Origin of the sequence: Ruminococcus flavefaciens (genome assembly GCF_900108555.1) — a bacterium.
Lineage (GTDB): Bacteria > Bacillota > Clostridia > Oscillospirales > Ruminococcaceae > Ruminococcus > Ruminococcus flavefaciens_P.
In genome coordinates, this window is the sequence record NZ_FNWV01000001.1 from 478,149 (window position 1) to 501,824 (window position 23,676).

Sequence of the window (23,676 nt, forward strand, 5' to 3'; positions counted from 1 at the left end):
TAATCCCCTGAACTCTTTTAGTTCATAATTATTATAGCACAAAAACGATAAAATGTCAATATACTGTCATTTCGATTTACTGTAATTCGTTAGAGTTGTACAAAAAAACTCTCCCCTCTTTGCGGGGAGAGTATATTTCAACTATTGGTTTAAGCGACTGTTGAACATGGTTTAGCTTAATTTATTCTATAGATTTAAGTGACTCTGCCATATTGATCTTTTCCAATTTAAGTTCCATAAACAGGTCAACGATAAAGGTGAAAAGAAATGTAAGAATTATGCTGTATATAAAGCTTTTCGGCAGTATCCTCACGCTGAAATCCACCATATCAACTCTTATCTGCGCCATAACGAAGCGATGAACGAATATGCCAAGGACAAGTCCTATTGCCGTACCGATAGCGGTAAGGGCGATATTCTCACGGAGCACATATGACGAAGTCTCGCGCCTGAAAAAGCCCAGCACCTTTATGGTAGCTATCTCGCGGACACGCTCGGTGATGTTGATGTTCGTGAGATTGTAGAGTACGATAAACGCCAGACCTGCCGCACAGATAATAACAACAAGAACTATATAGTCAAGGCTGCTCATCATCTTGCTCAGTCTTTCTTTAAGGGTATCAAACACCATAACAGCGGTTATATTGCTGCTTTTTGAAAGTGACGCGGAAGTTTTTGAAGCGTCCGCACCGCTTTTGAAGTTAAACAATGAATAGTTTACGGGGAGCTTTTCACCAAGCTGCTGTTCCATAGTATCTTTGCCCATGAACACAAGATTGTAAACGTGATTTTCAAAGACTCCGCTTACCTTTACTTCGAGCTCGCGCATATTTTCATCGCGCAGCTTCATGGTATCGCCCACCTTGAAGCCGTAACGCTCCGCGATACTGTGACTTACTACAGCCTCACCCTCAGCAGGCGGTGCAAGAGTACTTCCGTCCATGCCTTTGAATATGAAGTATCTGTCCATATCCTCAAAGCTTTCGGCGGCGTTGACTGTAACGCTCTTTACCTTTTTCCCGTAGAGCAGGTCCCATGTTCCCGTATACAGCATAGTGTAGTCGGAGGTGTTTTCTGCAAGGACATTTTTCAGTTCTTCGGGGATATCATCGCCAACATTCCTGAGAGATGCCGAACCGTCCGCCACCTGTATGTCACCATACTGCATTTCCGCAAAGCCTGCAATGGAGTCCTTGATTCCGAAGCCTGTCACCAGCAGGGCTGTACAGCCGCCGATACCCAGTATCATCATAAAGAAACGCTTTTTGTATCTGAAAATGTTTCGTATGGAGACTTTATGCAGGAACTTCATACGCTTCCAGATAAAGCCGATATACTCAAGAAATACGCGCTTTCCTGCTTTCGGAGCTTTAGGGCGCATGAGCCCTGCGGCAGTTTCAGAAAGCTCCATTCGGCAGCTGAACCATGTTGTGCCGACTGAACATATCAGCGATACTGCCAGCGCGATAAGAGCGAGCTTTTGGTCAAAGAGGTAATGCATGGGCAGTTTAAGGTACATAAGCTCGTAAGTCGTCCAGATTATTTTCGGGAAGAGATATGTTCCTGCTCCGTAGCCCAGTACACAGCCAATGAGGGCTGCAAGTCCCGAATAGAACATGAACTTGCCCATTATAGTGCCCTCAGAGTAGCCCAAAGCCTTGAATACGCCTATCTGAGTACGCTGCTCCTCTACCATTCGGCTCATTGTAGTCATGCACACCAGAGCTGCCACAAGAATGAAGAACACAGGGAATATCCTTGCCACCTGCGCCACTATCTCGGAGTCGTTCTCGAAGCAGGCGTAACCGATATTGGTATTTCTGTCAAGGACATATATCTCGGGCTTTTTCAGCTTGGCAAGGTCGTTTTCACCATTTTTTATATCAGCCTCAGCGTCGGATATCTGCTTCTCATAGTCTGCAAGAGAGCTTTCATAGTCCGCAAGTCCGCTTTCGTATTCAGCAAGACCGCTGTTATACTGCTCCATACCCGAAGCGTACTGCTCGGGCATAACATCTTTTATCTGTTCAAGCTGTGCAAGCTGTTCATCGAGCTGAGATTTAGCATTGTCAAGGTCAGCTTTTGCGGAGTCCAGCTTTTCGCGTCCTTCCGTACGCTTGCTTTCAAGCTCGTTTTTTCCGTCATTGAGCTTGCTTTCTGCTTCGGAGTATATATCATCATACCGCAGGTCTGCACGGGACTGCGCTATGCTCTCCCACTGCTTGTCCCTGCCGTCCATGAAGCTGTCGTACTCATCGGAATATATGGTATAGTCCTGATCGAAGCGGATATAGGCTTCGGTATACACTTCAAGGTCAAAGGCTTCTTTCGGCAGGTAGATGAACGAGTTTATCTCGCCGTTTCCCACCGATGTCGTACCTCTTTCAAAATTGATGTACATTGACGACTCAGCAATTCCAACAACAGTAAATGTACTGCTTTTAAGCGCGTTTTTCACGCTGTCGGAGTTTTCATCGGAAAGAGTGAAAGTTGTTCCAACAGGAAATCTGTCCTTGTTCCTGTCAATAATACATTCATCGGGAGCCTGAGGCATTCTGCCCTCTGTAAGTCTTATGCCGTTTATATTCTCCGTGATGGAATGTGCTCTGAAAACATATTCGTTTGTACCTGCTGTAAGTATATCAAGAGTGTATGAGCCCTCAGCCGCTCTCACATCGGGACGGCTCTTAAAGTCCGCGATATCCTCTTCCTGCCAGCCAAGTGAAGAGATAAGGCGATAATCGTAGAGCTGCTTCTCTTCGAGAAATCTGTTGACTGTATCCACCATTGCAGGAGTTGTTATCCTTACTCCCGTAAAGAAGCCTACTCCGAGAGCGATAATAGCCATGATTGCAAAAAATCTTCCGAAGGTTCCCCGTATTTCGCGGAGAGTTGTCTTTCTTACTGCCGAACCCATAGCGTCACCACTCTATATCTTCGATATCAACAATATTCTCGTTCATACGAACACTTGACACCGTTCCGTTCTTGACCTTTATGATACGGTCAGCCATTGGAGTAAGTGCCTGATTATGGGTTATGACCACAACAGTCATGCCGTTTTTGCGGCAGGTGTCCTGTAATAGCTTCAGTACAGCCTTTCCAGTTTCGTAGTCGAGAGCTCCCGTAGGCTCATCACACAGCAGGAGCTTGGGATTTTTCGCAAGAGCACGGGCAATAGCCACTCTCTGCTGCTCACCGCCCGAAAGCTGTGCAGGGAAATTAGCCTTGCGCTCGGCAAGTCCAACCTGTTCAAGTACTTTTCCTGCGTCAAGAGGATCGCGGCATATCTGGGCAGCAAGCTCCACATTTTCAAGAGCAGTAAGGTTCTGCACAAGGTTGTAGAACTGGAAAACAAATCCCACATCATAGCGTCTGTAAGCAGTCAGCTTCCTTTTGTTCAGCGCGGATATCTCCGTACCGTCAAGGAATACGCTTCCCGAAGTAAGTGTGTCCATGCCGCCGAGGATATTGAGTATAGTAGTCTTTCCTGCGCCAGATGCACCGACTATTACGCAGAACTCCCCTTTGTTTATCTCAAAATTTACGTCGCTGAGAGCGTTTATCTCTAACTCGCCTGTCTTATAAGTCTTTCTGACATTTTTAAACTCAACGTAAGAACTCATATTTGACCTTTCTTTTTCACTGAAATAGTAAGCCTCTCAGAGCCGCGTAAGGCAATGACCGCCTATATACGGTCATTGAGGCTTAATTAATTATATCACATATCAACGCTCATGTAAAGCTAATAAAGTGCCGAAGCTTTGTTAAATCAATTTACATCATATTTTCACCATATTCATAAAAATATCTGTTTACAATCCGCAGATTATTGTGTATAATATATATACAATAAATTTAGAAAGGGGTAAAGCCTTATGAAGCTATTCAAACGGATCTTTTCTGCAACAGCCGCAGCAGCTGTTTTATCATCAATGATAACTGTCATGCCTGCGGCAGAGGTGGCTGCGGCAACTGTAGTAACAGTTTCACCATATGATGTCTATGACATAAACGGAGGAAAATTCGAAGGCTGGGGCACTTCTCTCTGCTGGTGGGCAAACAGAGTCGGCTACTCCGATACTCTGGCACAGAAGGCAGCAGATACATTTTTCAGTCCCGACGGACTTGGACTCAACATCGCACGTTTCAACATAGGCGGCGGCGATGATCCCTCCCATACTCACATAACGCGAACAGACTCCAATATGCCCGGCTATACGAAGTACAATAACGGCAATGTGACCTACGACTGGACAGCCGACTCCAATCAGCGCAATGTGCTGCAAAGATGTATCAAAGCCGCAGGCGACGACATGATAGTGGAGATGTTCTCCAACTCTCCGCCATATTATATGACCAACAGCGGATGCAGCTCAGGTGCAAAGGACTCGGCTAAGAACAATCTCCGCGATGATAAGTACACGGATTTTGCGGAGTACCTCGCTGAGGTAACTGCCCACTACGAAAATGAATGGGGCATACACGTACAGAGCATAACGCCCATGAATGAACCGTACACCAACTACTGGGGCGCATACAGCAACAAGCAGGAGGGCTGCCACTTCGATCAGGGCAAGTCTATGGACACTATTTATCAGGAGCTTTCAAAGTCCCTGAAAAAGCGCGGGCTCAACGATATCATAATAAGTGCGAACGATGAGTCCGTCATTGATACTGCAATAAGCTCGTGGAACAATATGTCCGCAGCAACAAGAGCACTTATCGGACGTATCGACACCCACACCTACGGCGGAAGCAAACGTGCAGAGCTTAAAGAGACTGCCATAAAGGCAGGCAGAAACCTGTGGATGAGCGAGGTGGACGGCGGTTCCACAGCAGGAACAAATGCAGGCGAAATGGGTGCAGGACTTTGGCTGGCAGACCGCATAACCCTTGACCTCAACGAGCTGAATTCCTCGGCATGGATACTCTGGCAGGTCATCGACAACCACATCTCATCAGTGGGTATGAACGGCAACAAGGACAAAGGCATGGTCAATACTCAGGGCGGCTACTGGGGACTTGCCGTTGCAGACCATGACAACAACAATATTATCCTTACAAAAAAATACTACTCTATGGGACAGTTCTCACGCTATATCCGTCCCGGCATGACAATGCTGAAATCCAGCAACAACTGCGTCACAGCCTTTGACAAGGAGAACAACAAGCTTGTCATAGTTGCCACAAATGACGGTTCATCGGACAAGCAGATAGTTTTCGACCTTTCGGGCTTCGATACAGTCGGCACTAAGGCTCAGCCCATACGTACAAGCAATTCCGAGTCATGGAAGTCGCTTAATACTATCGACCTCAAGGGCAATGCTCTTGAAGTTACCCTCGCAAAGCAGTCAGTAACTACTTACATCATCGAGGGAGTCAAAGGCGGTGCGGCTCTTACCGATCAGATAGCGATATCTTCGTCCATGCTCAGCGGCTCGGACTCATGGAACAGCGACTCCTCAACAAGCTATGCAAAGGCATTTGACGGCAGTACAGCCACTTACTTCGACGGTGTCAGCAACGGCTGGGTGCAGGCAGATTTAGGCGAGCTCTATGACATTACAGCTCTGGGTTATGCTCCGAGAGGCGGCTATGAGTACCGTATGACAGACGGCAGGTTCCTTGCATCTCAGGACGGTACTAACTGGTCGGAGATATACGTTGTAAAGGACAAGCCCTCATCGGGTATGCACTACGTAACAGCACTTTCAGGCGATACCACAGCCCGTTATATACGCTATGAAGTCCCCGCGGGAGCACCCAAGAACGAGTACAACAAGGACAGCGCGTACTGCGCAAATATCGCCGAGATAGCTCTGTTCGGAGTTCCTCACGGACAAAGCTCCACACGTCCGAAGTACGATAAGCTTGAACCTGTTTCGGGTACGGGAAGCGGCTCATGGAAGGACACTGCTTCCGTAACATTTGAAAAGGCTTACGACGGCAATATGAATACTTACTTTGACGGACTTGAAGGCGGCTATGTACAGCTCGACCTTGGAAAGGTCTGCAATATCGGCACTATCGCATACTGTCCGAGAAGCGGCTACGAAGCTCGAATGATAGGCGGCTTTTTCAGCGTATCCACTGACGGTATCAACTGGAAAAAGGTCTATACAATTGAAAATAAGCCCACCTTCAAGATGAATTATACCGACGAATTTGAAAATCTTTCCGCAAGATATATCCGTTACGAAGTACCAACAGGCGCACCCACAAGTCCACTCAATAATGACGATGTGTACCTGTGCAACGTGGCTGAGATAGCAGTTTACGGACTGACCAGCACCGTGGTCAAAGGCGATGTGAACAACGACGCATCTGTAAATGTTGCCGACCTTGTAATGCTGCAAAAATTCCTTCTCGGCGCTGAAAAGGAAATAACCGCGGACAATGCAGACATGAACCACGATTATACAGTAGATGTATTCGACCTTGTTTTGCTCCGCAAGCTCCTCATAAGTCAATAAGCATAAAAAAGGCACTCGATTGAGTGCCTTTTTTATTTTACTTCTGAGCATTGTATTATTACCTGCTAAGATAAAATCAATTCGGAATTCAGAATGCGGAATGCGGAATAAAATGTGTCGGCTTACGCCTACGAATTAAAGAATTATTTTGATCATGTTTGCCGAATGGCAAACACCTATAATTCCTAATTCCGAATTCCTAATTCCGAATTATAAATCATATTTTTGCTTCGCAATATTATGATTTAGCTGCTTATAGCTACAGCTACTATCCATATTATCAGGTAATGGAGGGGATAAAAGCCGTAGAAGAACCACTTCGCCAGCGTGGGGTGCTTGCCCTTTCTGCCGTTATAGAATACAGTCATACACAGATAAGCCAGAATGAACATGAGCATCATTACTGCTATCTGAATGATAAGCCTGTCAGTTGGCACCTTGCCGAGACTGAACAGATTAGGCAGGAAATGCAGGCACATAAGTATCATATAAGCTATGCACCTTGCCTTTGGCTTCTCGCGGAAGATGTGCAGGAACAGTATGAACAGAACTCCGAAAGCCATCCAGTCGGACCGTATAAGCAATGTCATACCGTCACAGAGTATCACCAGCAATATCCTCTGCCAGAGCTTGTATCTGCTCTCCCAAGCCATAATAGCAAGGAGTCCGAAAAACAATGTAAATATAACATTGGTATGCCACCAGCCACTGAACTTTTGGCAGCACAGCAAGTCAAAGGGCTGAGTTATACAGGCGAATATCAGAAGCCTTTTCGCGTACTTTTTCCTGTCGTGAGTGTACTTGTAGCCGTCTGCGATAAAAAAGAACATAACAGGCGGACAGAACAGCGAAGTGTATATAACTATGTACTCCCACATAGGGAGAGTATAGTATGCTTTGACATCACCGTACTTATACTGCACTGCCCAGCCGATAAGATGTCCCCAGAACATGATGAAAATAGCAAGGCATTTCATCATGTCACGGTTGAATATTTTGTATTTGGGTTTTGTATTTTCTGTCATATAATAATTCCTTTATTTATTTTTCCGAATAGTCCGAGAATGTTACCTTGTAATCGTAATTTATACCGTCATATACCGTATACCTTGAAAAAACTACCGAACACCTGTCAAATCTCGTGCTGCACTCATTTCCGTTATAAGCCCATACTATACCGTCAGTACTTACGGACTTTATTTCAGCAATGACATCATAGGGATTTTTGTCACGCTGCTCCCTTACCCAGTGACCGTCTTTGGTCTCGTAGAATATATCTCCCGAGGTTATTGTAAACGTTTCATCGAACTCGCCCTCACCGAGGGAATGTCCGTCCTCTCCCCAGCCGCTGTAGTGGGAATATACCGCCATTTTACAGCTTGGTTCTGCTTTTTCATCGTGTCCATTTTTGCCGCAGCCTGCCGAAAATACAGTCAGAACTGCCGCAAAGAAAATGGATATCGTTTGTTTTTTATGCATTTGATCATACCTTTACATTCGGATTTGTATACTGCCCGTGCTTTTTAGTCGCACCTTTCCGGAACTGTATGGCAAACTGAGGACAATGGTGCAGACAGCGGAAGCAAAGTGCGCATCTGTCTCTTACCCACACAGGCTTGCCGTCACGCATTTTTATAGCGTTTACGGGACATTTCTTCGCACACAGACCGCAGCCGTTGCAGTTATCGTCAACGGTAAGATTTTTCGTACTTCTCACCTTTGCGAACACTCTGTCCGTTAAGGGATATATAGCATAAGGAGTCCTCAGCCGTGTGAAATTGCCTTTCTTTTTGTGGAGTATCATGGCGATAGTCCTGTCGATATTGACCTCAGCCTTTTCATTCTGCTTTGCAACCTTTTCGGGATCGGAAAGGTCAAAGGTAACAGTCCAGTTATCGGGCATTTTGATGTTGTAGGCAGCACTTAGCCTTATGCCCTTTTCTCTCAGTATATGGCGAGTTTCCTCCGCGCTGCACCCGGGAGTAGTACCATAGGTGGAAGCCACGAAGATATAATGGCTGCCTCTTCTGTGAAGCTTCAAATTTCTCAGGAAAGCCCTTACAGGTATGGGCAGTGCCCACCAGTGAGTAGGAGTTACTATGCCTAAGCACTCGTCCTCTTTCAGGGTTATATCATAGCATTTTTCTTCGATTGATACCGCCCTGTCGCCAAGTGCGTCAGCGATACGCTCTGCGGCATATTTACTGTTGCCTGTAGCTGAAAAATAAACGATCATACCCTCATTCCCCTTTTATGTCAGATATTATCAGTAGTTTTCTTTTCTTACCTCGAAATAGCTCTGCGGGTGGAAGCATACAGGACATACCTCGGGAGCTTCCGTGCCTACTACGATATGTCCGCAGTTCCTGCACTCCCACATAGTTACGCCGCTCTTTTTGAATACTTCCATAGCCTCGATGTTATGGAGCAGCGCACGGTATCTCTCCTCATGATGCTTTTCGATAGCTCCTACGCCGCGGAACTGCTCGGCAAGGTCGTGGAAGCCCTCTTCGTCTGCTTCACTTGCCATTCTCTCATACATATCCGTCCACTCGTGGTTCTCGCCGTCAGCAGCCTGATTGAGGTTCTCCACGGTAGTACCTATGCCGCCCAGAGCCTTGAACCAGAGCTTAGCGTGTTCCTTTTCGTTCTCGGCAGTTTGCAGGAACAGTGCAGCTATCTGCTCATAGCCGTTCTTCTTTGCAACAGAAGCAAAGTAGGTGTACTTGTTTCTTGCCTGAGACTCTCCTGCAAAGGCTTCGAGGAGATTTTTCTCGGTCTTTGTGCCTGCGTACTTATTTCCGCTGCTCTTGGCAGGTGCGGAGCTTATCAGCTCGAACTGGTCTGCACCCACGCCGCAGATAGGACATTCAAAGTCAGCAGGTACTTCATCGCCGATATACTCATAGCCGCATACGGTACATCTCCATACAGTCTCGCCGCTTTCGTTCTTTCCTACGGGTACTGCGTCATTTTTAGGTGCTCCTGTCAACTTTTCAAAATCTGCCTTTCCGTGCTTGCATACAGGACAGACAAAGTCGTCGGGAAGCTCCTCGCCCACATATTCATATCCGCAGATAACACATCTCCAGATAGTCTGACCATCGGAAGTAGTTCCAACAGCTTCGGGCTTTGGCTTGATATTGCTCTGGTAGTATTCATATGTAGCGGAAGGAGCATCGCTGAGCACTTCCATATCCGTAACATCTGCAATGAACATGGTATGTGTACCTAAGTCTATGCTGTGCCATACGGAACATGACAAGAATGCATTAGTGCCCTTCGTTACTATCAATGTGCCGTTTTCTGCGCGTTTGCAGTCGGAAAAGCCCGCGAATTTATCCACATCTCGTCCGGACTGAAAGCCGAAGTGCTTGAAGAGTCCGAAATCAGCATCTGTACTGATGACAGAAGCGGTGAATTTGCCTGTTTCAAGTATCATATCGTGAGTAAAATTAGTTTTTGCCACTGTCAGGCTCACTCTGTTGGGAGACGAAGTCACCTGCGTCAAAGTATTTGTGATACAGCCGTTATCCCTGCCGCTGCTGTTTGCGGTAACGACGAAAAGTCCGTAGCTTATTTTATACATTGCTTTCTTGTCCATGACAGATACCTCCAATTGTTTCGTATATTGATAAAGTGATATGTATTTCATATCTTATACTAATTTTACCAAAGACTTTAACGATAATCAAGTATATTTTGTTAATATTTTGCCTTCTTGACTTTTTCAGTCAATGTGGTATAATATTTGTAAAAGGGAGCTTGTGAACAGGCTGAGAGGGAGTTGTTAACTCCGACCTTACCTGATTTGGATAATGCCAACGTAGGGAAATACTTATGTGATGTAGGTGTGTCTCTGTGCAGGCACACCTTTTTTGCAGCGTGAGCGCAGAGCCTGCGCTCCCTAAGTCGTCCGTGTATCATCAAAAGGGCAATTGCTTCTCGACACGGGGAGTATCATCGGAATTGACGGGCGACCAATGGTCGTTCCCTACAATCTACTCTCTACTCACTTGCGGGCTGTCGAGGACGCCAGCCCCTACATTCACAACTCTCAACTCTTAACTCTCAACTTGCAAAGCTTCGCTTTGCAGCGTGACATCGGGGGCACCACCTTGTCTCGCTATACAAAATTAATGCTGGGACGTAAAGTCCGAAATTACTGCAAAGGAGAAATGCAAATGAAAACAGCATTAACTATCGCAGGAAGCGATTCCTGCGGAGGCGCCGGCATTCAGGCGGACATGAAGACCATGACCATGAATGGTGTTTTTGCCATGAGCGCAATAACTGCTCTCACCGCGCAGAACACGACCGGCGTAACAGGTATTATGGAGGTATCGCCTGAATTTTTAGCCATGCAGCTTGACGCTGTATTTACGGACATTCGTCCCGATGCAGTAAAGACAGGCATGGTATCCTCCGACAAACTTATCCGCACCATAGCTGAAAAGCTCCGCGGATACAAGGCTGAGAACATAGTTGTGGATCCTGTTATGGTCGCAACAAGCGGTTCAAAGCTCATAGCTGACGAAGCTGTAGAGACTCTGAAAAGTGAGCTTCTCCCCATTGCATCAGTCGTTACTCCAAATATCCCCGAAGCGGAGATACTTGCGGATATGAAGATATCCTCACAGGAGGACATGGTAAAGGCTGCAAAAGTCATAGGCGAGAAGTACGGCTGCGCAGTGCTGTGCAAGGGCGGTCACAGTCTCAACGACGCAAACGACCTGCTCTGGGACAATGGCAGCACCGCATGGTTCAAGGGAAAGCGTATCGACAATCCCAACACTCACGGTACGGGCTGTACACTTTCAAGTGCTATCGCTTCAAATCTTGCAAAGGGCTTCACTCTCGAAAAGTCAGTGGAACGCGCAAAGGACTACATCTCGGGCGCACTGGCTGCAATGCTCGATCTCGGAAAGGGCAGCGGTCCTATGAACCACGCTTTCGCTCTTACGGGTGAATTTGCAAAGGAAGCTTGATCCAAATCAAAAATAATTTATCGGAGGAAATAAAAATGAAGAATTACCACACACAGATGGAAGCGGCTAAAAATGGCATGATCACTCCCGAAATGGAAATAGTCGCTAAGAAGGAATATATAGACGCTGAGGAGCTCCGCGCTCTCGTTGCAAAGGGCGAGGTTTGTATCCCATGCAACGTAAACCACAAGTCCATATCTCCCGAGGGTATCGGTACAAAAATGCGTACAAAGATAAACGTTAACCTCGGCATCTCAGGCGATGCAAAGAACTATGACATCGAAATGGAAAAGGTGGATATGGCTCTCAAATTCGGCGCAGAGGCTATCATGGACCTTTCAAACTACGGCAAGACAAACACCTTCCGCAAGGCTCTTATCGAAAAATCACCTGCTATGATAGGTACTGTTCCGATGTACGATGCTATCGGCTATCTTGAAAAAGACCTTCTGGAAATCACTGCCGAGGACTTTCTCAGAGTTGTCCGCGCTCACGCAGAAGAGGGCGTAGACTTCATGACTATACACGCAGGCATCAATCGCCGTGCAGTTGAAGCTTTCCGCAGAGACAAGCGTAAAATGAACATCGTTTCACGCGGCGGCTCACTTCTCTTTGCATGGATGATGATGACAGGCAACGAAAACCCATTCTACGAGCACTATGACGAGGTCCTCGATATACTCCGCGAGTATGACTGCACTATCTCTCTCGGTGACGCGCTCCGTCCGGGCTGTATAGACGACGCTACAGACGCAGGTCAGATTTCAGAGCTTATCGAGCTTGGCGCACTCACAGAAAGAGCCTGGGCTAAGGACGTTCAGGTAATGGTAGAAGGTCCGGGACATATGGCAATGAACGAGATAGCTGCAAATATGAAGATACAGAAGCGTATCTGCCACAATGCTCCTTTCTACGTACTGGGACCTCTCGTAACTGATATCTTCCCGGGATATGACCACATCACTTCTGCTATCGGCGGTGCTATCGCTGCTGCAAGCGGAGCTGACTTCCTCTGCTATGTAACTCCTGCCGAGCACCTGAGACTTCCTGATACGAACGATGTTAAGGAAGGCATCATCGCAAGCCTTATAGCTGCTCATGCTGCTGATATCGCAAAGGGTATCCCTCATGCCACAGACCGCGATAACGCTATGGCTGAGGCTCGTCACGAAGTTGACTGGGACAAGATGTTCGAGATAGCTGTTGACGGCGAAAAGGCTCGCGCATACTTCGAGAGCACTCCTCCTGCTGACAGACACACCTGCTCAATGTGCGGAAAGATGTGCGCTGTAAGAACTACAAATATGATACTCAACGGCGAAAAGGTAGAGTTCTGCACCGAAAAATAAGTCTTATATGTCAAAAACCGAGTCTGAAATAACAGGCTCGGTATTTTTTAGCCATGTGCCCTTATCCGTTAGCCTGTAGGGGCGGAGTAGATTGTAGGGGCGAGTGACCCTCGCCCGTAAATAATCCCCGAATGATGAATAGCCATGTGTAGGGGGCGATGCCCACATCGCCCTGTTCGGGTCTCGTTAGATTTCGTCGGGCTGATGTAGGCATCAGCCCCTACAGTGTGTCATTTGGAGTTTATGCGTAATTGGCTGACGCGCAATGCGCGTCCCTACAGTGCGCTCATTGTATTTATTGCATAAGGCTCGGGCTGTCGGGGACGCCAGCCCCTACAGGCTAACGGCTAATGGCTCGGGAGCCCGAGGGCGGGCTCCCCTACACTAACCACTATGCACTAAGAACAAAATGCGCTGTTCGTTTTTGTTGGATATGCACTGCTAATAGCTATGGAGCATAAAAATCGAAGTTTTTACTTGATTATTATTTTCAGATGTGGTATAATGTAATTTATAGTATCGGCTTTTTCAGCTGACTAAAGCATTAATAAGGGAAAAAGCCGCTTTCAGTGAGAGTTTCTGCAAACTTTTGCGTCTAAATTATGTAGTATATTTCGGAGTATCAGTCTCCGCAGAAAGGAAATACAGGCATGAAAAAAGTTATAATCATCGGTGCGGGACCTGCAGGTCTTACAGCCGCATATGAGCTTCTTAAAGACGGTTCGGGAGAGTACGAAGTTACTGTCCTCGAGGAAACAAACGCTATCGGAGGTATCTCCAAAACCGTAAATTACAAGGGCAACCGCATGGACATGGGTGGTCACCGTTTCTTCTCAAAGATACCCGAGGTAAACGCATGGTGGAGCAATATGCTCCCTGTACAGGGTTCACCTTCATCTGACGATAAATACCTCAAGAGACACGTAAACGTTGAGGCAGGCGGTCCCGATCCTCAGAAGGAAAACCGCGTAATGCTCAAGAGACACAGAGTTTCACGTATCCTCTTCAATGACAAATTCTATGATTATCCTGTATCTCTCAAGCCTGAGACTATCAAGAACTTCGGCTTCTTCACAACTCTTAAAGTCGGTTTCAGCTATCTCAAAGCCGCTATACACAAGCGTCCCGAGAACAACCTTGAAAACTTCTACATCAACTGCTTCGGTAAGGAGCTCTACTCAATGTTCTTTGAGTATTACACCGAGAACCTCTGGGGCAGACATCCAAGCGAGATCGACGCTTCATGGGGTGCTCAGCGTACAAAGGGACTTTCTATCGTAGGCATCATCAAGGACTTCTTCGGCAAGCTCTTCAAGGTAAAGAACCGTAAGGTAAATACCTCACTTATCGAGGAATTCAAGTATCCTAAGCTCGGTCCGGGACAGCTCTGGGAAGTTACTGCCGACGAGGTAAAGAAGCTGGGCGGTACTATCATCATGGAAGCAGGAGTTAAGAAGCTCCACAAGGACGCAAACAACATCCTTACAGGTGTTACTTACGTCAAGGACGGTCAGGAGATCACTCTCGAAGGCGACTGCGTTATCTCATCTATGCCTGTCAAGGACCTTGTTGCAGGTATGAACGATGTTCCCGAAGATGCAGCACGTATCGCAGCAGGGCTCCCATACCGTGACTATATGACACTCGGTGTTCTCGTTCCGAAGCTCAAGCTCAAGAACAAGACTAATATGAAAACAGTGGGCAATATCGTGCCGGACTGCTGGGTATACGTTCAGGACAGACGTGTAAAAATGGGACGTTTCCAGATCTACAACAACTGGTCACCTTACATGGTAAAGGACCTCGGTCATACTGTATGGGTAGGTCTTGAATACTTCGTAACAGAGGGCGACAAATTCTGGAACATGACTGAAGAGCAGTTCTCTGATTTCTGCGTAAAGGAAATGGTAAAGCTCGGTCTTATCGACAGCGCAGACGAGGTTATCGACACACATATGGAAAAGGTAAAGAAGGCTTATCCTGCTTACTTCGACACATACGAGGAAATGGACAAGCTCATCAGCTACCTCGATACTATCCCGAACCTCTACTGTGTAGGACGTAACGGTCAGCACAGATACAACAATATCGACCACTCTATGGTTACTTCATTCGAGGCTGTAAAGGCTATCAAGAGCGGCAGCACAGACAAGACTGCTATCTGGAACGTCAATACAGAAAAGGAATACCACGAGGAGAAGCAGAAGTAATGGACGAGATAAAGCAGATATTCCGCGATAAGCAGTTCAAAAAGCTGTTTGTCGGCGATACGGACAATACTCTGATACAGTTTTTCCGCTATCTTTTCGTCGGCGGACTGGCTTTCGTCGTAGATTTTGCATTGTCATACATTCTGTTCAGATTTGCTTTCGGCGAGCAGAAGGAATACGGCTGGGTAGCCAATTCCCTTTCGTTCATCGCAGGTCTTGCAGTAAACTATCTCATAAGCACCTTATGGATATTCAAGAATTCAAAGGTCGAGAACAAGCTTGTGGAGTTTCTGAGCTTCGCAGCTATCGGTGTTGTCGGACTTCTCATCACTATCGGCATCACAAAGCTTTTCGAGGTATGGATCGGCGATAAGACGAGCCTCTTCCAGATCATAGCAAAGGTAGTTTCAACAGCAGTTTCGTTCCTCTGGAATTTCTTCGCAAGAAAGATACTGCTCTATACCAAAAAAGATAATAAATAACAGTTCGGGCAGCTTATGCTGCCCGTTCACGTATTGTGAGGTAATACAATGGATAAAGAGATCGAGACAACACTTCCCGATACCGATGATACCGCAGCAGCTGAGATACCCGTGGCCGAAACTGCCGATATGACAGAAGTACAGCCTGAAATCACAGAAAATGTCATTGACCTTACTGAGGAAGCAGTCCCACCTGCCGATGACGTTCCCACAGAAGCTCCTGCTGAAAATCAAGCTGCCGTTTCTGATACGATTACAGAAGATACTGCTGAGAAAAAGCATAAGAAGAAAAAGCTCCTTGCGGATACCCTGCTCTTTGCATCAACATTTTTTGTATTCGTATGCGCTGTTATGGCAGCCGTATATTATATAGTTTTCGCAGCAAGATATGAATTCCACGCAGACTGTACCGACACTATACTGTGGGCAAACGCCTCTGTGGAAAGCGGAAAGCTTTACGATCCCAGCTTCACTTACGCCTGCTTCCTGCCCTTCAGCACAAGTACTCTTATGATACCGCTGATAAAGATATTCGGCTTATGCATGACCGCTCATGTAGGCGGTATGCTTTGCTTTTTCATTCTCCTTACCTTCTTTATGCTGCTTATGATGAGAGAGATAACAGGCAGCACTCCCGCAGGCTTTATGGGTACGGCAATTTTCCTCTCCATTACCCTTGCAACGCCAAAGCTGAGAGAGATATTCTGGGGACATACTATCTACTATTCTCTCGGCATACTCTTCCTTGTTATAGGAGCTTTTCTCTATTCAAGGCTCTTGTCTGTTGGAAGCATGGAGTTCAAACTGAAAAAAGAGGGCAAAAACGCAAAAGGTGCTTCACTGCACAAGCTGCTCATATTCCTGTGTCTGTGTGTATTCATGCTGCTTACGGGAATGGACGGCATAACAGGCTTTACTCTGTTCGCACTCCCCTTTGCAGGTGCAATATTCATTGAACAGTTCATCAACAAGAAATACAGCATTTTAAGCGGCAGGACAGCTCTTGTTACTTTCCGTGCCCTTGTTTTCATCATAATGGCAGTTGTGGGTAATCTCATAAACAACCTGCTTCTCGGAAACCTACAGGCACGTTATCAGGACGCAAACTCGGAGTTTTCGGAAATGAGCTCATGGACAGCCCATGTTCAGAAGCTGCCCCTTGCATGGCTGAGACTGCTGGGCGTTGAGGATATGCCCGATATTATGTTCACGGATAAACAGGGTATCCCCAACATTATATATATCATCTCCGCTCTTATGCTGACTGTGCTCCCTATCGCCGCTACTTTCTGCTATAAAAAATACGGCAGTGACCGCAAAGGCAGAATGATGCGCATATGGGTATGGATGCACTGGGCTGTGACAGCTGTAGTGCTTATGGGCTATATATGCGGAGTCCTTGCTGTTGCAGACTGGAGACTCACTCCAGTGGTAGGTACTTCCCTTATCCTGAGCATACTGTTCGTATGCCGGGCTGTCTCTGCAAAGGCTGACTGTTCAAGGTTAGTATCACTGCTCATTATACCTGTATTCGCCGCAGGCACTCTCAGCGTGTCAAATGTTATGAAGATGCCAAAGGACGGCTACAAGCAGAACACATGGTACCAGCTCTCGGGCTATCTGTACGACCACGGTCTGACAAAGGGCTATTCATCTTTCTGGAACGCAAACTCAGTTACCCTTATATCAGGCGGAAAAGTAAAGGTAAGCGATGTATACATCGACGAAACAGGCGTGTCAAGGCGCAGATATCAGTCATCAACAAAATGGTATGAGGACGATCCCTTACAGCAGAAGTACTTCTTGATACTTGAGGGAAGAGAAAGAAACGATTTCATGTCGTCCGAAGCCTATAAAAACGATATTCCGCAGTATTCATTCGTTACCGAGATCAACTCCACAAAATACACGATACTGGTCTACGATCACAACATAGTATAAAAATAAAGGACACTTGAGGTAAGCCCCAAAGTGTCCTTTTGTTTGTAATGATATACTGATATTATTCAGCAAGCTTCTGATTGATAGCGTTTACAAGCTCGTCAGCGTTTACGCCGTGTACCATTGCAGCTTCTTCGATAGTCTCGCCCTGAGATGCAGGACATCCGAGGCAGTGCATACCGATGCTGAAAAGAATTGGTGATACGTCTGTATCAAGCTGGAGAAGTTCGCCGATCTTTGTATCCTTAGTAACCTGTGCCATAGTTTTGACCTCCGTAAAATTCACTTAAAGGGGCTTGACAAATGTCCACTCCTTTGTTATAATATTATCATACTCTTTGACATTTGTCAATGAGCTTCACTAAACTTTTACAAAGCGAGGTAGTTTGTCAATGTATCAGGGCAGCAATAAATCAGCTTTACTTTCACAAAAGCTTATTTCCGAAGCACTTTTAAAACTTCTTGAAGAAAAGTCTTTCAATGACATAAGCGTAAGCGACCTTTGCCGTGAAGCTCAGGTATCACGCCAGACATTCTATTCTCTTTTCGGTACGAAGGAAAACGTAATATTATACGAACTCAGCCATAACTGCTGCTTTCTTCCCGAAGAAAATGCAACTTCATGTCATTCCGCTATATTCCGCAGCTTTTGTGAGGGCTACAGCCGTTATATCGTGGATAAACGCCACATAATATCACTGCTCGTACGCAACGACATGATACATTTCCTCTACGATGTGCAGTACAAGTCGCTCATGGACTGTAAATACTTCATCAGCGATGTAGCCGATGAAAAAAGAGTATTCATAGTCGATTTCATAGCCAGCGGCATGAACAGCATCGCAAAGAACTACATACTCACAGGTGCAAAAACCGATGTGGACTTCCTCAAAAAGCTTATGTTCAGCCTCTACGGCGGACTTTACTTCAAAAACGCCAGCAACGAAACAGCATGAAAAAAGGGACTTTTTTAAGTCCCTTTTCTTATTATACAGTCTGCTCTGTATTTTGGATATTTGTCATACCGTTTACGAGCTCTACAACTCTGTCGCCGTAAGCTGCACACTTATGGGAATGAGTTACCTGTAGTATAGTTATTCCCTTTTCCTTGTTTATTTTCGAGAATAAATTCATTATCTCAGCACCTGCTACCGTATCAAGGTTTCCAGTCGGCTCGTCGGCAAGTATTATCTCTGGATTTCCGATGACTGCCCTTGCGATGGCAACACGCTGCTGCTGACCACCCGAGAGCTGTGCAGGCTTTGCCTTGCGCTTCTCAGTAAGACCTGTTATTTTCAGTATCTCGTCAAGCTGAGCCTTCATCTCAGACTTGCTCTTTCCCTTTACGCTTGACGGAAGCAGGATATTATCCTCAACGTTAAGGTTCTGCACAAGATTGTAGAACTGGAAGATAAAGCCTATCTTTTCAAGTCTCAGCTTTGACATCTCCTTTTCCTTCATCTTTGAGATATCATTTCCGCATATGGAGATACTTCCTTCAAACCTTCTGTCAAGTCCGCCGATAAGGTACAGGAGCGTAGATTTACCGCTTCCCGAAGCTCCCATAAGAGACACGAACTCACCCTTTTCAACGTTCAGAGTAGCTCCCGAAAGCACCTTTGTCAGCGACTCGCCTTTTCCGAATGTTTTATATACATTGTTAACTTCTATAAGATTAGCCATTATACATTCTCCTTTATTCGTATTTGAGCTGTGAAACTATATCCATTTTCCTGAGTGCTCTTATCGGGAAGAGTGAAACAAGTGTAAAGACTGCACACAGGATAAGTGCATACTTGATGCAGGCAGCTACGGATATCTCAAGAGGTATGAACATCTCAAGCTGCTCCATGATACCCATGAATATATGTGACATGAATATTCCTATGGGGACTGCTGCAACAAGTGCGATAAACGCAGCAATAAAGCTTTCCATAAGGAACATCTTTGACAGCTTCTTACGAGGCATTGCTACAGAAGTCATTACCGCACATTCACGCTTACGTCCTTCAAGTCCTATGAGCTGGTTGCTGACTACACCGATAAAGGTAAGACCTATACCGATACAGATAAGAAGCGTCAGTATCATATTCAGCGATGCACGTTCAGTAGCAAGATACTGATCGAATTCCTCGTGAGTATATATCTCGTTTATATAATCGGCAGAATGATCCTTTATGGTATCCTTTAACGCCTTTGCGTCATTTCCTGTAACAATGAGGTTTGACGGATGATCACCGAAAAGCTCCTTATAGTGCTTCTCAGAGATGACTACGCTCGTTCCCGAGCCTGCATAGTAATCGTATTCTATCTTTCCTGCTATCTTCAGCTCTTCCTCAACAGGGAGATATCCGTCCGAATTGAAGTTTATTTTTATCGTATCGCCTGTTTTGAGCCCATACTTTTTCATAAGCACCTTGTCGAGCAATACTTCTCCGTCGCCGACACTTTCAGGATCTTCCGAAAAAGCATCAAGCAGCTCATATCCGCCGTCACGCCAGCCATATACGGCTATCTGAGTCTCTTTCTCATCATCGTTTATCTTTGCGTTGTCCCATGTCATGTAGACAAGCTCTGATCTGTCAACGCCGTCAAGGTCCTTGACGTATGAAAGGTATGAAGCTTTTGAACCTCCTATCATCGCTATAACATCGCTCTTGAAAACACTGTGGTTATACACAGCAGAAATAGAATTTGTAAATATATAAATGACCATTGCAAGTGATGCTGCTGTTACACAGAGAACAGAGCTTCCGACTGTACATTTCTTCGCACCTGCTTCAACAGCTGCAAGTCTTGCAATAGGAAAACCGAACTTCTCAAAAAGCTTTTCCAGCAGCCTTGCCGCAAAACGGTAAATGTAATTGTAAAGCAGTCCTACTGCGGCGATGAAGCACACAAAGCATATCATACCGCCCCAGAAATGATCCTTGAAGAAGTACGCTGCGGCAGATACTGCAAGCAAGCCAAATCCTATGTATGTACCTGTTCTGCTTGGACGATACTCAGTATCCTTTGTATCAAAGATGATATCACGGATAGGTGTCTTTACTGCCTTTATTACTTCCTTTATGGGGCAGAGACACTCTACTATCATTGCACCGAGAATAACGCCGATAATGACTAAAAGCTTTGCCTTTGGCACATCGGGGTGTATCGTATCCTCTCCGTTTGAACTGAAAGTGAACATGGAGTCAAAGAACGGCTGTTTTGAATATGAATAAAGCACGACACCGATCACACTGCCGATAAGTCCGTAGAGGATATTCTCGAAAAGGAGAGCGATCGTAGTGATGCGCGAGGATATTCCGAGACTTCGGAAAGTACCGACTACCGACATCTTGTCAACGATCATACGCTCGCAGACGGAAACTGTTACGAATATTACAAGGAGCATACAGATAGCAAAGAGAACAAGGAACATTCTTGTTATAGAGCCTATCTGCTCGTTGAGCTCTTCATTGTCGAAGAAGTTATCAACTTCAGCTGTAGGGTACTTTTTCTTGAAGAAATCCTCTGCTTCCTTTACCTCCGAATCCTTTTTCACATCGACGAAAGCCATCATTATCTCTGGCTCATCAGCTATTACAAGGTCTTTCATGTCATCAAGACTGATAGCTACCCTGTTGGCAACATCAAAGATACCCTGCTTCTTTTCAACACTGCTTACAGTGAACTCTACAGGTATATCCCTTTCACCGTGAAGAACTATCTTATCGCCCTTTTTGTAGCCGTATTCCTTGGAAAATTCCTCGGAGATAGCAGCCTTTTTGCCGCCGAGATCAAGAGTATCCTTGACAAGCTTCATCTTCTTTGCCTGATCTGCGTCGATAGCAAATATATTTACCTGCTTACGGCGGACATAGGATATATCCATATCAAGATGTCTGTCAAAATAACAGCTGCCGCCGCTGAGATACATGATATCACATTCGGGAGCTCCGTCAGCAAAGCCTTCCTCGATAGGAGACTTTGTTGATATCATAATGTCGGTATTGCCTGCCATATTGGCAAACATACTCTTTACCATTTTATCAAGTGAGCCGCTCATGTCAAAACAGAGCATAGCCGTAAAGCTGCACACTGCGATACAGATCAGAAGCAGGATAGTTCTGAGCTTATGTGCCCATATATTCTTTAATGTATGTTTAAATATCAGTCTCATCGCTTACCACCTGCTTACCCTTTCCTCGGGAGCAACGTACATTCCGTCGCCCTCCTTCAAGCCGTACACCTCATTGAACTTTTTGTTCGATGCAAGTACAGCATTAACACGAGTCTCAGCAGGACTGTGCTCATCAAGTTCAAGTGCTTTTATGCCGTCAGAGTCTACCATAAGGGTAGCCCAGCTTTTAGCGTAGCTCTCAAAGAGCTTTTTAAGCTCGTCCTTGTCGTCGATGAGATTAGTTACACATTCAACACCGCTGAGGTCGGCATAGTTCTCACCGTTTGTAAGCTCTCCGTCAACATGGAACACTTCCATGATAGTGTATCTGCTGTAATACTCGGCAAGCTTATCCGCGCGTTCTTCAAGTATCTGCTTATCCTTTTCGCCCAGCCAGTCGGGGTTGTAAATGCCGTCAGGATCGTAATTGATACAGTTAGAGTCAAATGCATGACCTATCTCGTGTCCTATAACTGCACCAAGTGCGCCGAGATTTTCAGCACGGCTGCCATTGGGATCAAACATCGGCTTCTGCATTATAGCAACAGTGATATTGATAGAATTTGATATCTGATACTGCGCATTGACCTCAGTAGCGAGCATAGTTGACTTTGTTTTGTCAACTTCCTCTGACAGTTCTTTTATAGTATCGGCTGTTTTCTTTTTTCTGATATTATTTGCAGTCTCATACAGGTTCTTTCCGATAAGCTCAGCGTCCTTAACATCTACCTTATGGGGCTCGGGAGCAGTGATAAGGATTATGTTGCGGAGCTTTTTCAGCAGTGCCTTTCTTGTGTCGGCTGTAAGCCAGTCAGCATTGTTTATAAGCTCGTCATAGCTGTCTATGATATCGTCAAAAAGCTCATGGATACCCTTATCAAGCTCGGGAGTATAAAATCTCTCCGCATACACCTCGCTTATCTGCGAAGCAAGGTTAGCCTGCACAATAGTCGCAGCCTGATCTTCCTTAGTTTCCTTGCTTTCGGGAGCATACTCCTTCAGTATCTTATTGCTGTCGGAAATAAATTCACGTCTGTCATAAAGATAAGTTGTAAATATATATGTTTTCCACTTCTCCAGATTTTCATCTGTTATAAGAGAATTTATAGCTTTCAGCTGTTCGGGATCACAAATATAGATACCGTCCGTGCTGTTTTTTACATCTCCTAAGAACATTTCCACAGCAGAACCGTCAAGATTTGACATTATGCTGTCAAGTTCTTCAAAGGTAGACATCGGTATCTTTGAGATATTTTCAAGAGTCTCCTTTGTCTCAAAATCCGTATGATGAGCTATTTCGAGACCGAGATACACCATTTGCCTGCCCTTTTCATCGGCTTCTTCATAGTCATCGCCCATAACTCTGTGCATATCTCTTGCTATATTGTTAGCTTCCTTGCACTTTTCGGAATTATCGTTTATATCTTCAAGGCTCGTCTCAATAAAAGATTTTACAGGTGTAAGATACAGAGAATTCCTTGAACTGTCCCTAAAATCATTCATGACCTCAAAACCGAATAAAGAGCTTGCTTCGCTGTTGCGCACCAGTTCGCCCCACATAGCGAAAAGCTCCTGTATGTTATCGGCTGCGAGTATCTTTTCGCAGTTGTCCATTGCTTCTTTATATACAGAACCGTCGTCCTTATATTCCTTTGCCTGCTGATAAAGGTCATGGATAAGCTGTTCATTTGTACCCTTAGCGTATTTCTCGCTGCTTTCGCCTATCTCCTTTATCATATCGGGGATTATATCTCTGTTATCCTCGTCCTCAAAGCCCGACATATAGCTCTCGCCGTATGGTATCTCAGCGTTCATGAGCTGATCGTAGTTGACATAGCCGTAAAAATCGTCCTCAGCTCTGGGCTTCACCTTTTTACTGTCTTTGACGCTGTCAGCGTCTTTCTTTTCATCGCTTTCCCCTACGGCAGTTTTGGTGTCATCGCTTTCGCTGCTATTCGATGATGAACAGCCTGCACAGCTTACCGCAAGCATACCCGCAAGAAGAAACGAAAAGACTCTAAGCTGTTTCTTCATTTTCGTCCTCCAATAATTACTATGGCATATA

General features: G+C 45.6%; 17 protein-coding genes and 1 riboswitch. Of the genes, 7 read left to right on the top strand and 10 right to left on the bottom strand.

Annotation, left to right across the window (positions count from 1 at the left end; all coding sequences use genetic code 11):
• Positions 1 to 181 precede the first annotated feature (181 nt).
• Together BLW60_RS02080 and BLW60_RS02085 are read right to left on the bottom strand one after the other, a co-directional pair.
• The gene (locus BLW60_RS02080) at positions 182 to 2,917 is read right to left on the bottom strand and encodes an FtsX-like permease family protein (RefSeq protein ID WP_074714233.1); all 2,736 of its coding nucleotides are present in this window, start codon (positions 2,915 to 2,917) and stop codon (positions 182 to 184) included.
• A 4-nt stretch (positions 2,918 to 2,921) separates the two neighbouring features.
• Positions 2,922 to 3,626, bottom strand: coding sequence for an ABC transporter ATP-binding protein (locus tag BLW60_RS02085; protein WP_074714234.1), 705 nt, complete (start codon positions 3,624 to 3,626; stop codon positions 2,922 to 2,924).
• A 252-nt stretch (positions 3,627 to 3,878) separates the two neighbouring features.
• Here BLW60_RS02085 and BLW60_RS02090 point away from each other — a divergent pair, with 252 nt between their 5' ends.
• Complete coding sequence (locus BLW60_RS02090) at positions 3,879 to 6,476, top strand: discoidin domain-containing protein (protein WP_074714235.1); 2,598 nt, start codon at positions 3,879 to 3,881, stop codon at positions 6,474 to 6,476.
• 245 nt (positions 6,477 to 6,721) lie between these two features.
• Here the strand turns inward: BLW60_RS02090 and BLW60_RS02095 are convergent, their stop codons facing one another.
• From BLW60_RS02095 to rbr, 4 genes are read right to left on the bottom strand one after another with little or no spacing between them, the layout of a single operon-like run.
• Positions 6,722 to 7,501: a TraX family protein gene (locus BLW60_RS02095; protein WP_074714236.1), complete on the bottom strand. Its 780-nt coding sequence runs from the start codon at positions 7,499 to 7,501 to the stop codon at positions 6,722 to 6,724.
• A 16-nt stretch (positions 7,502 to 7,517) separates the two neighbouring features.
• Positions 7,518 to 7,955 carry a hypothetical protein gene (locus tag BLW60_RS02100; protein ID WP_074714237.1) on the bottom strand — a complete coding sequence of 146 codons (438 nt, stop codon included), beginning with the start codon at positions 7,953 to 7,955 and terminating at the stop codon, positions 7,518 to 7,520.
• Between the two features lie 4 nt (positions 7,956 to 7,959).
• Positions 7,960 to 8,712, bottom strand: coding sequence for an EFR1 family ferrodoxin (locus tag BLW60_RS02105; RefSeq protein ID WP_074714238.1), 753 nt, complete (start codon positions 8,710 to 8,712; stop codon positions 7,960 to 7,962).
• Between the two features lie 30 nt (positions 8,713 to 8,742).
• The gene (gene rbr, locus BLW60_RS17255) at positions 8,743 to 10,080 is read right to left on the bottom strand and encodes a rubrerythrin (protein WP_074714239.1); all 1,338 of its coding nucleotides are present in this window, start codon (positions 10,078 to 10,080) and stop codon (positions 8,743 to 8,745) included.
• Between the two features lie 143 nt (positions 10,081 to 10,223).
• A riboswitch (TPP riboswitch) is annotated at positions 10,224 to 10,327 on the top strand.
• Between the two features lie 333 nt (positions 10,328 to 10,660).
• On the opposite strand from rbr, the gene thiD reads away from it, so the two are divergent.
• The 5 genes from thiD to BLW60_RS02135 all read left to right on the top strand — a co-directional run bounded on the left by thiD (position 10,661) and on the right by BLW60_RS02135 (position 17,446).
• Positions 10,661 to 11,464, top strand: a complete 804-nt coding sequence (gene thiD, locus BLW60_RS02115; RefSeq protein ID WP_074714240.1) for a bifunctional hydroxymethylpyrimidine kinase/phosphomethylpyrimidine kinase — start codon at positions 10,661 to 10,663, stop codon at positions 11,462 to 11,464.
• 35 nt (positions 11,465 to 11,499) lie between these two features.
• On the top strand, positions 11,500 to 12,813 hold the full coding sequence (thiC, locus tag BLW60_RS02120) for a phosphomethylpyrimidine synthase ThiC (RefSeq protein WP_074714241.1): 1,314 nt from the start codon (positions 11,500 to 11,502) through the stop codon (positions 12,811 to 12,813).
• Positions 12,814 to 13,463: 650 nt separating this feature from the next.
• On the top strand, positions 13,464 to 15,023 hold the full coding sequence (locus BLW60_RS02125) for an NAD(P)/FAD-dependent oxidoreductase (protein ID WP_074714242.1): 1,560 nt from the start codon (positions 13,464 to 13,466) through the stop codon (positions 15,021 to 15,023).
• On the top strand, positions 15,023 to 15,505 hold the full coding sequence (locus tag BLW60_RS02130) for a GtrA family protein (protein ID WP_072951621.1): 483 nt from the start codon (positions 15,023 to 15,025) through the stop codon (positions 15,503 to 15,505). Before BLW60_RS02125 ends, BLW60_RS02130 begins: the two co-directional genes overlap by 1 nt.
• A gap of 48 nt (positions 15,506 to 15,553) precedes the next feature.
• A complete protein-coding gene (locus BLW60_RS02135) occupies positions 15,554 to 17,446 on the top strand; it encodes a hypothetical protein (RefSeq protein ID WP_074714243.1) in 1,893 nt (630 codons plus the stop codon).
• A gap of 61 nt (positions 17,447 to 17,507) precedes the next feature.
• On the opposite strand, the gene BLW60_RS02140 is transcribed toward BLW60_RS02135, so the two are convergent.
• Positions 17,508 to 17,708 (bottom strand): DUF1858 domain-containing protein, encoded by a 201-nt coding sequence (locus tag BLW60_RS02140; protein WP_028518466.1) that lies wholly within the window; start codon positions 17,706 to 17,708, stop codon positions 17,508 to 17,510.
• A gap of 130 nt (positions 17,709 to 17,838) precedes the next feature.
• On the opposite strand from BLW60_RS02140, the gene BLW60_RS02145 reads away from it, so the two are divergent.
• Positions 17,839 to 18,402 (top strand): TetR/AcrR family transcriptional regulator, encoded by a 564-nt coding sequence (locus BLW60_RS02145; protein ID WP_074714244.1) that lies wholly within the window; start codon positions 17,839 to 17,841, stop codon positions 18,400 to 18,402.
• 31 nt (positions 18,403 to 18,433) lie between these two features.
• Here BLW60_RS02145 and BLW60_RS02150 read toward each other — a convergent pair whose 3' ends face one another.
• Genes BLW60_RS02150 through BLW60_RS02160 form a run of 3 tightly spaced genes read right to left on the bottom strand, consistent with a single transcriptional unit; the run spans position 18,434 to position 23,645 of the window.
• Positions 18,434 to 19,129, bottom strand: coding sequence for an ABC transporter ATP-binding protein (locus BLW60_RS02150; RefSeq protein WP_074714245.1), 696 nt, complete (start codon positions 19,127 to 19,129; stop codon positions 18,434 to 18,436).
• A gap of 13 nt (positions 19,130 to 19,142) precedes the next feature.
• Entirely contained in the window at positions 19,143 to 21,611 is a 2,469-nt protein-coding gene (locus BLW60_RS02155) for an ABC transporter permease (RefSeq protein WP_074714246.1), read from the bottom strand.
• A 3-nt stretch (positions 21,612 to 21,614) separates the two neighbouring features.
• Positions 21,615 to 23,645 carry a M13 family metallopeptidase gene (locus tag BLW60_RS02160; protein ID WP_074714247.1) on the bottom strand — a complete coding sequence of 677 codons (2,031 nt, stop codon included), beginning with the start codon at positions 23,643 to 23,645 and terminating at the stop codon, positions 21,615 to 21,617.
• Positions 23,646 to 23,676: the final 31 nt, after the last annotated feature.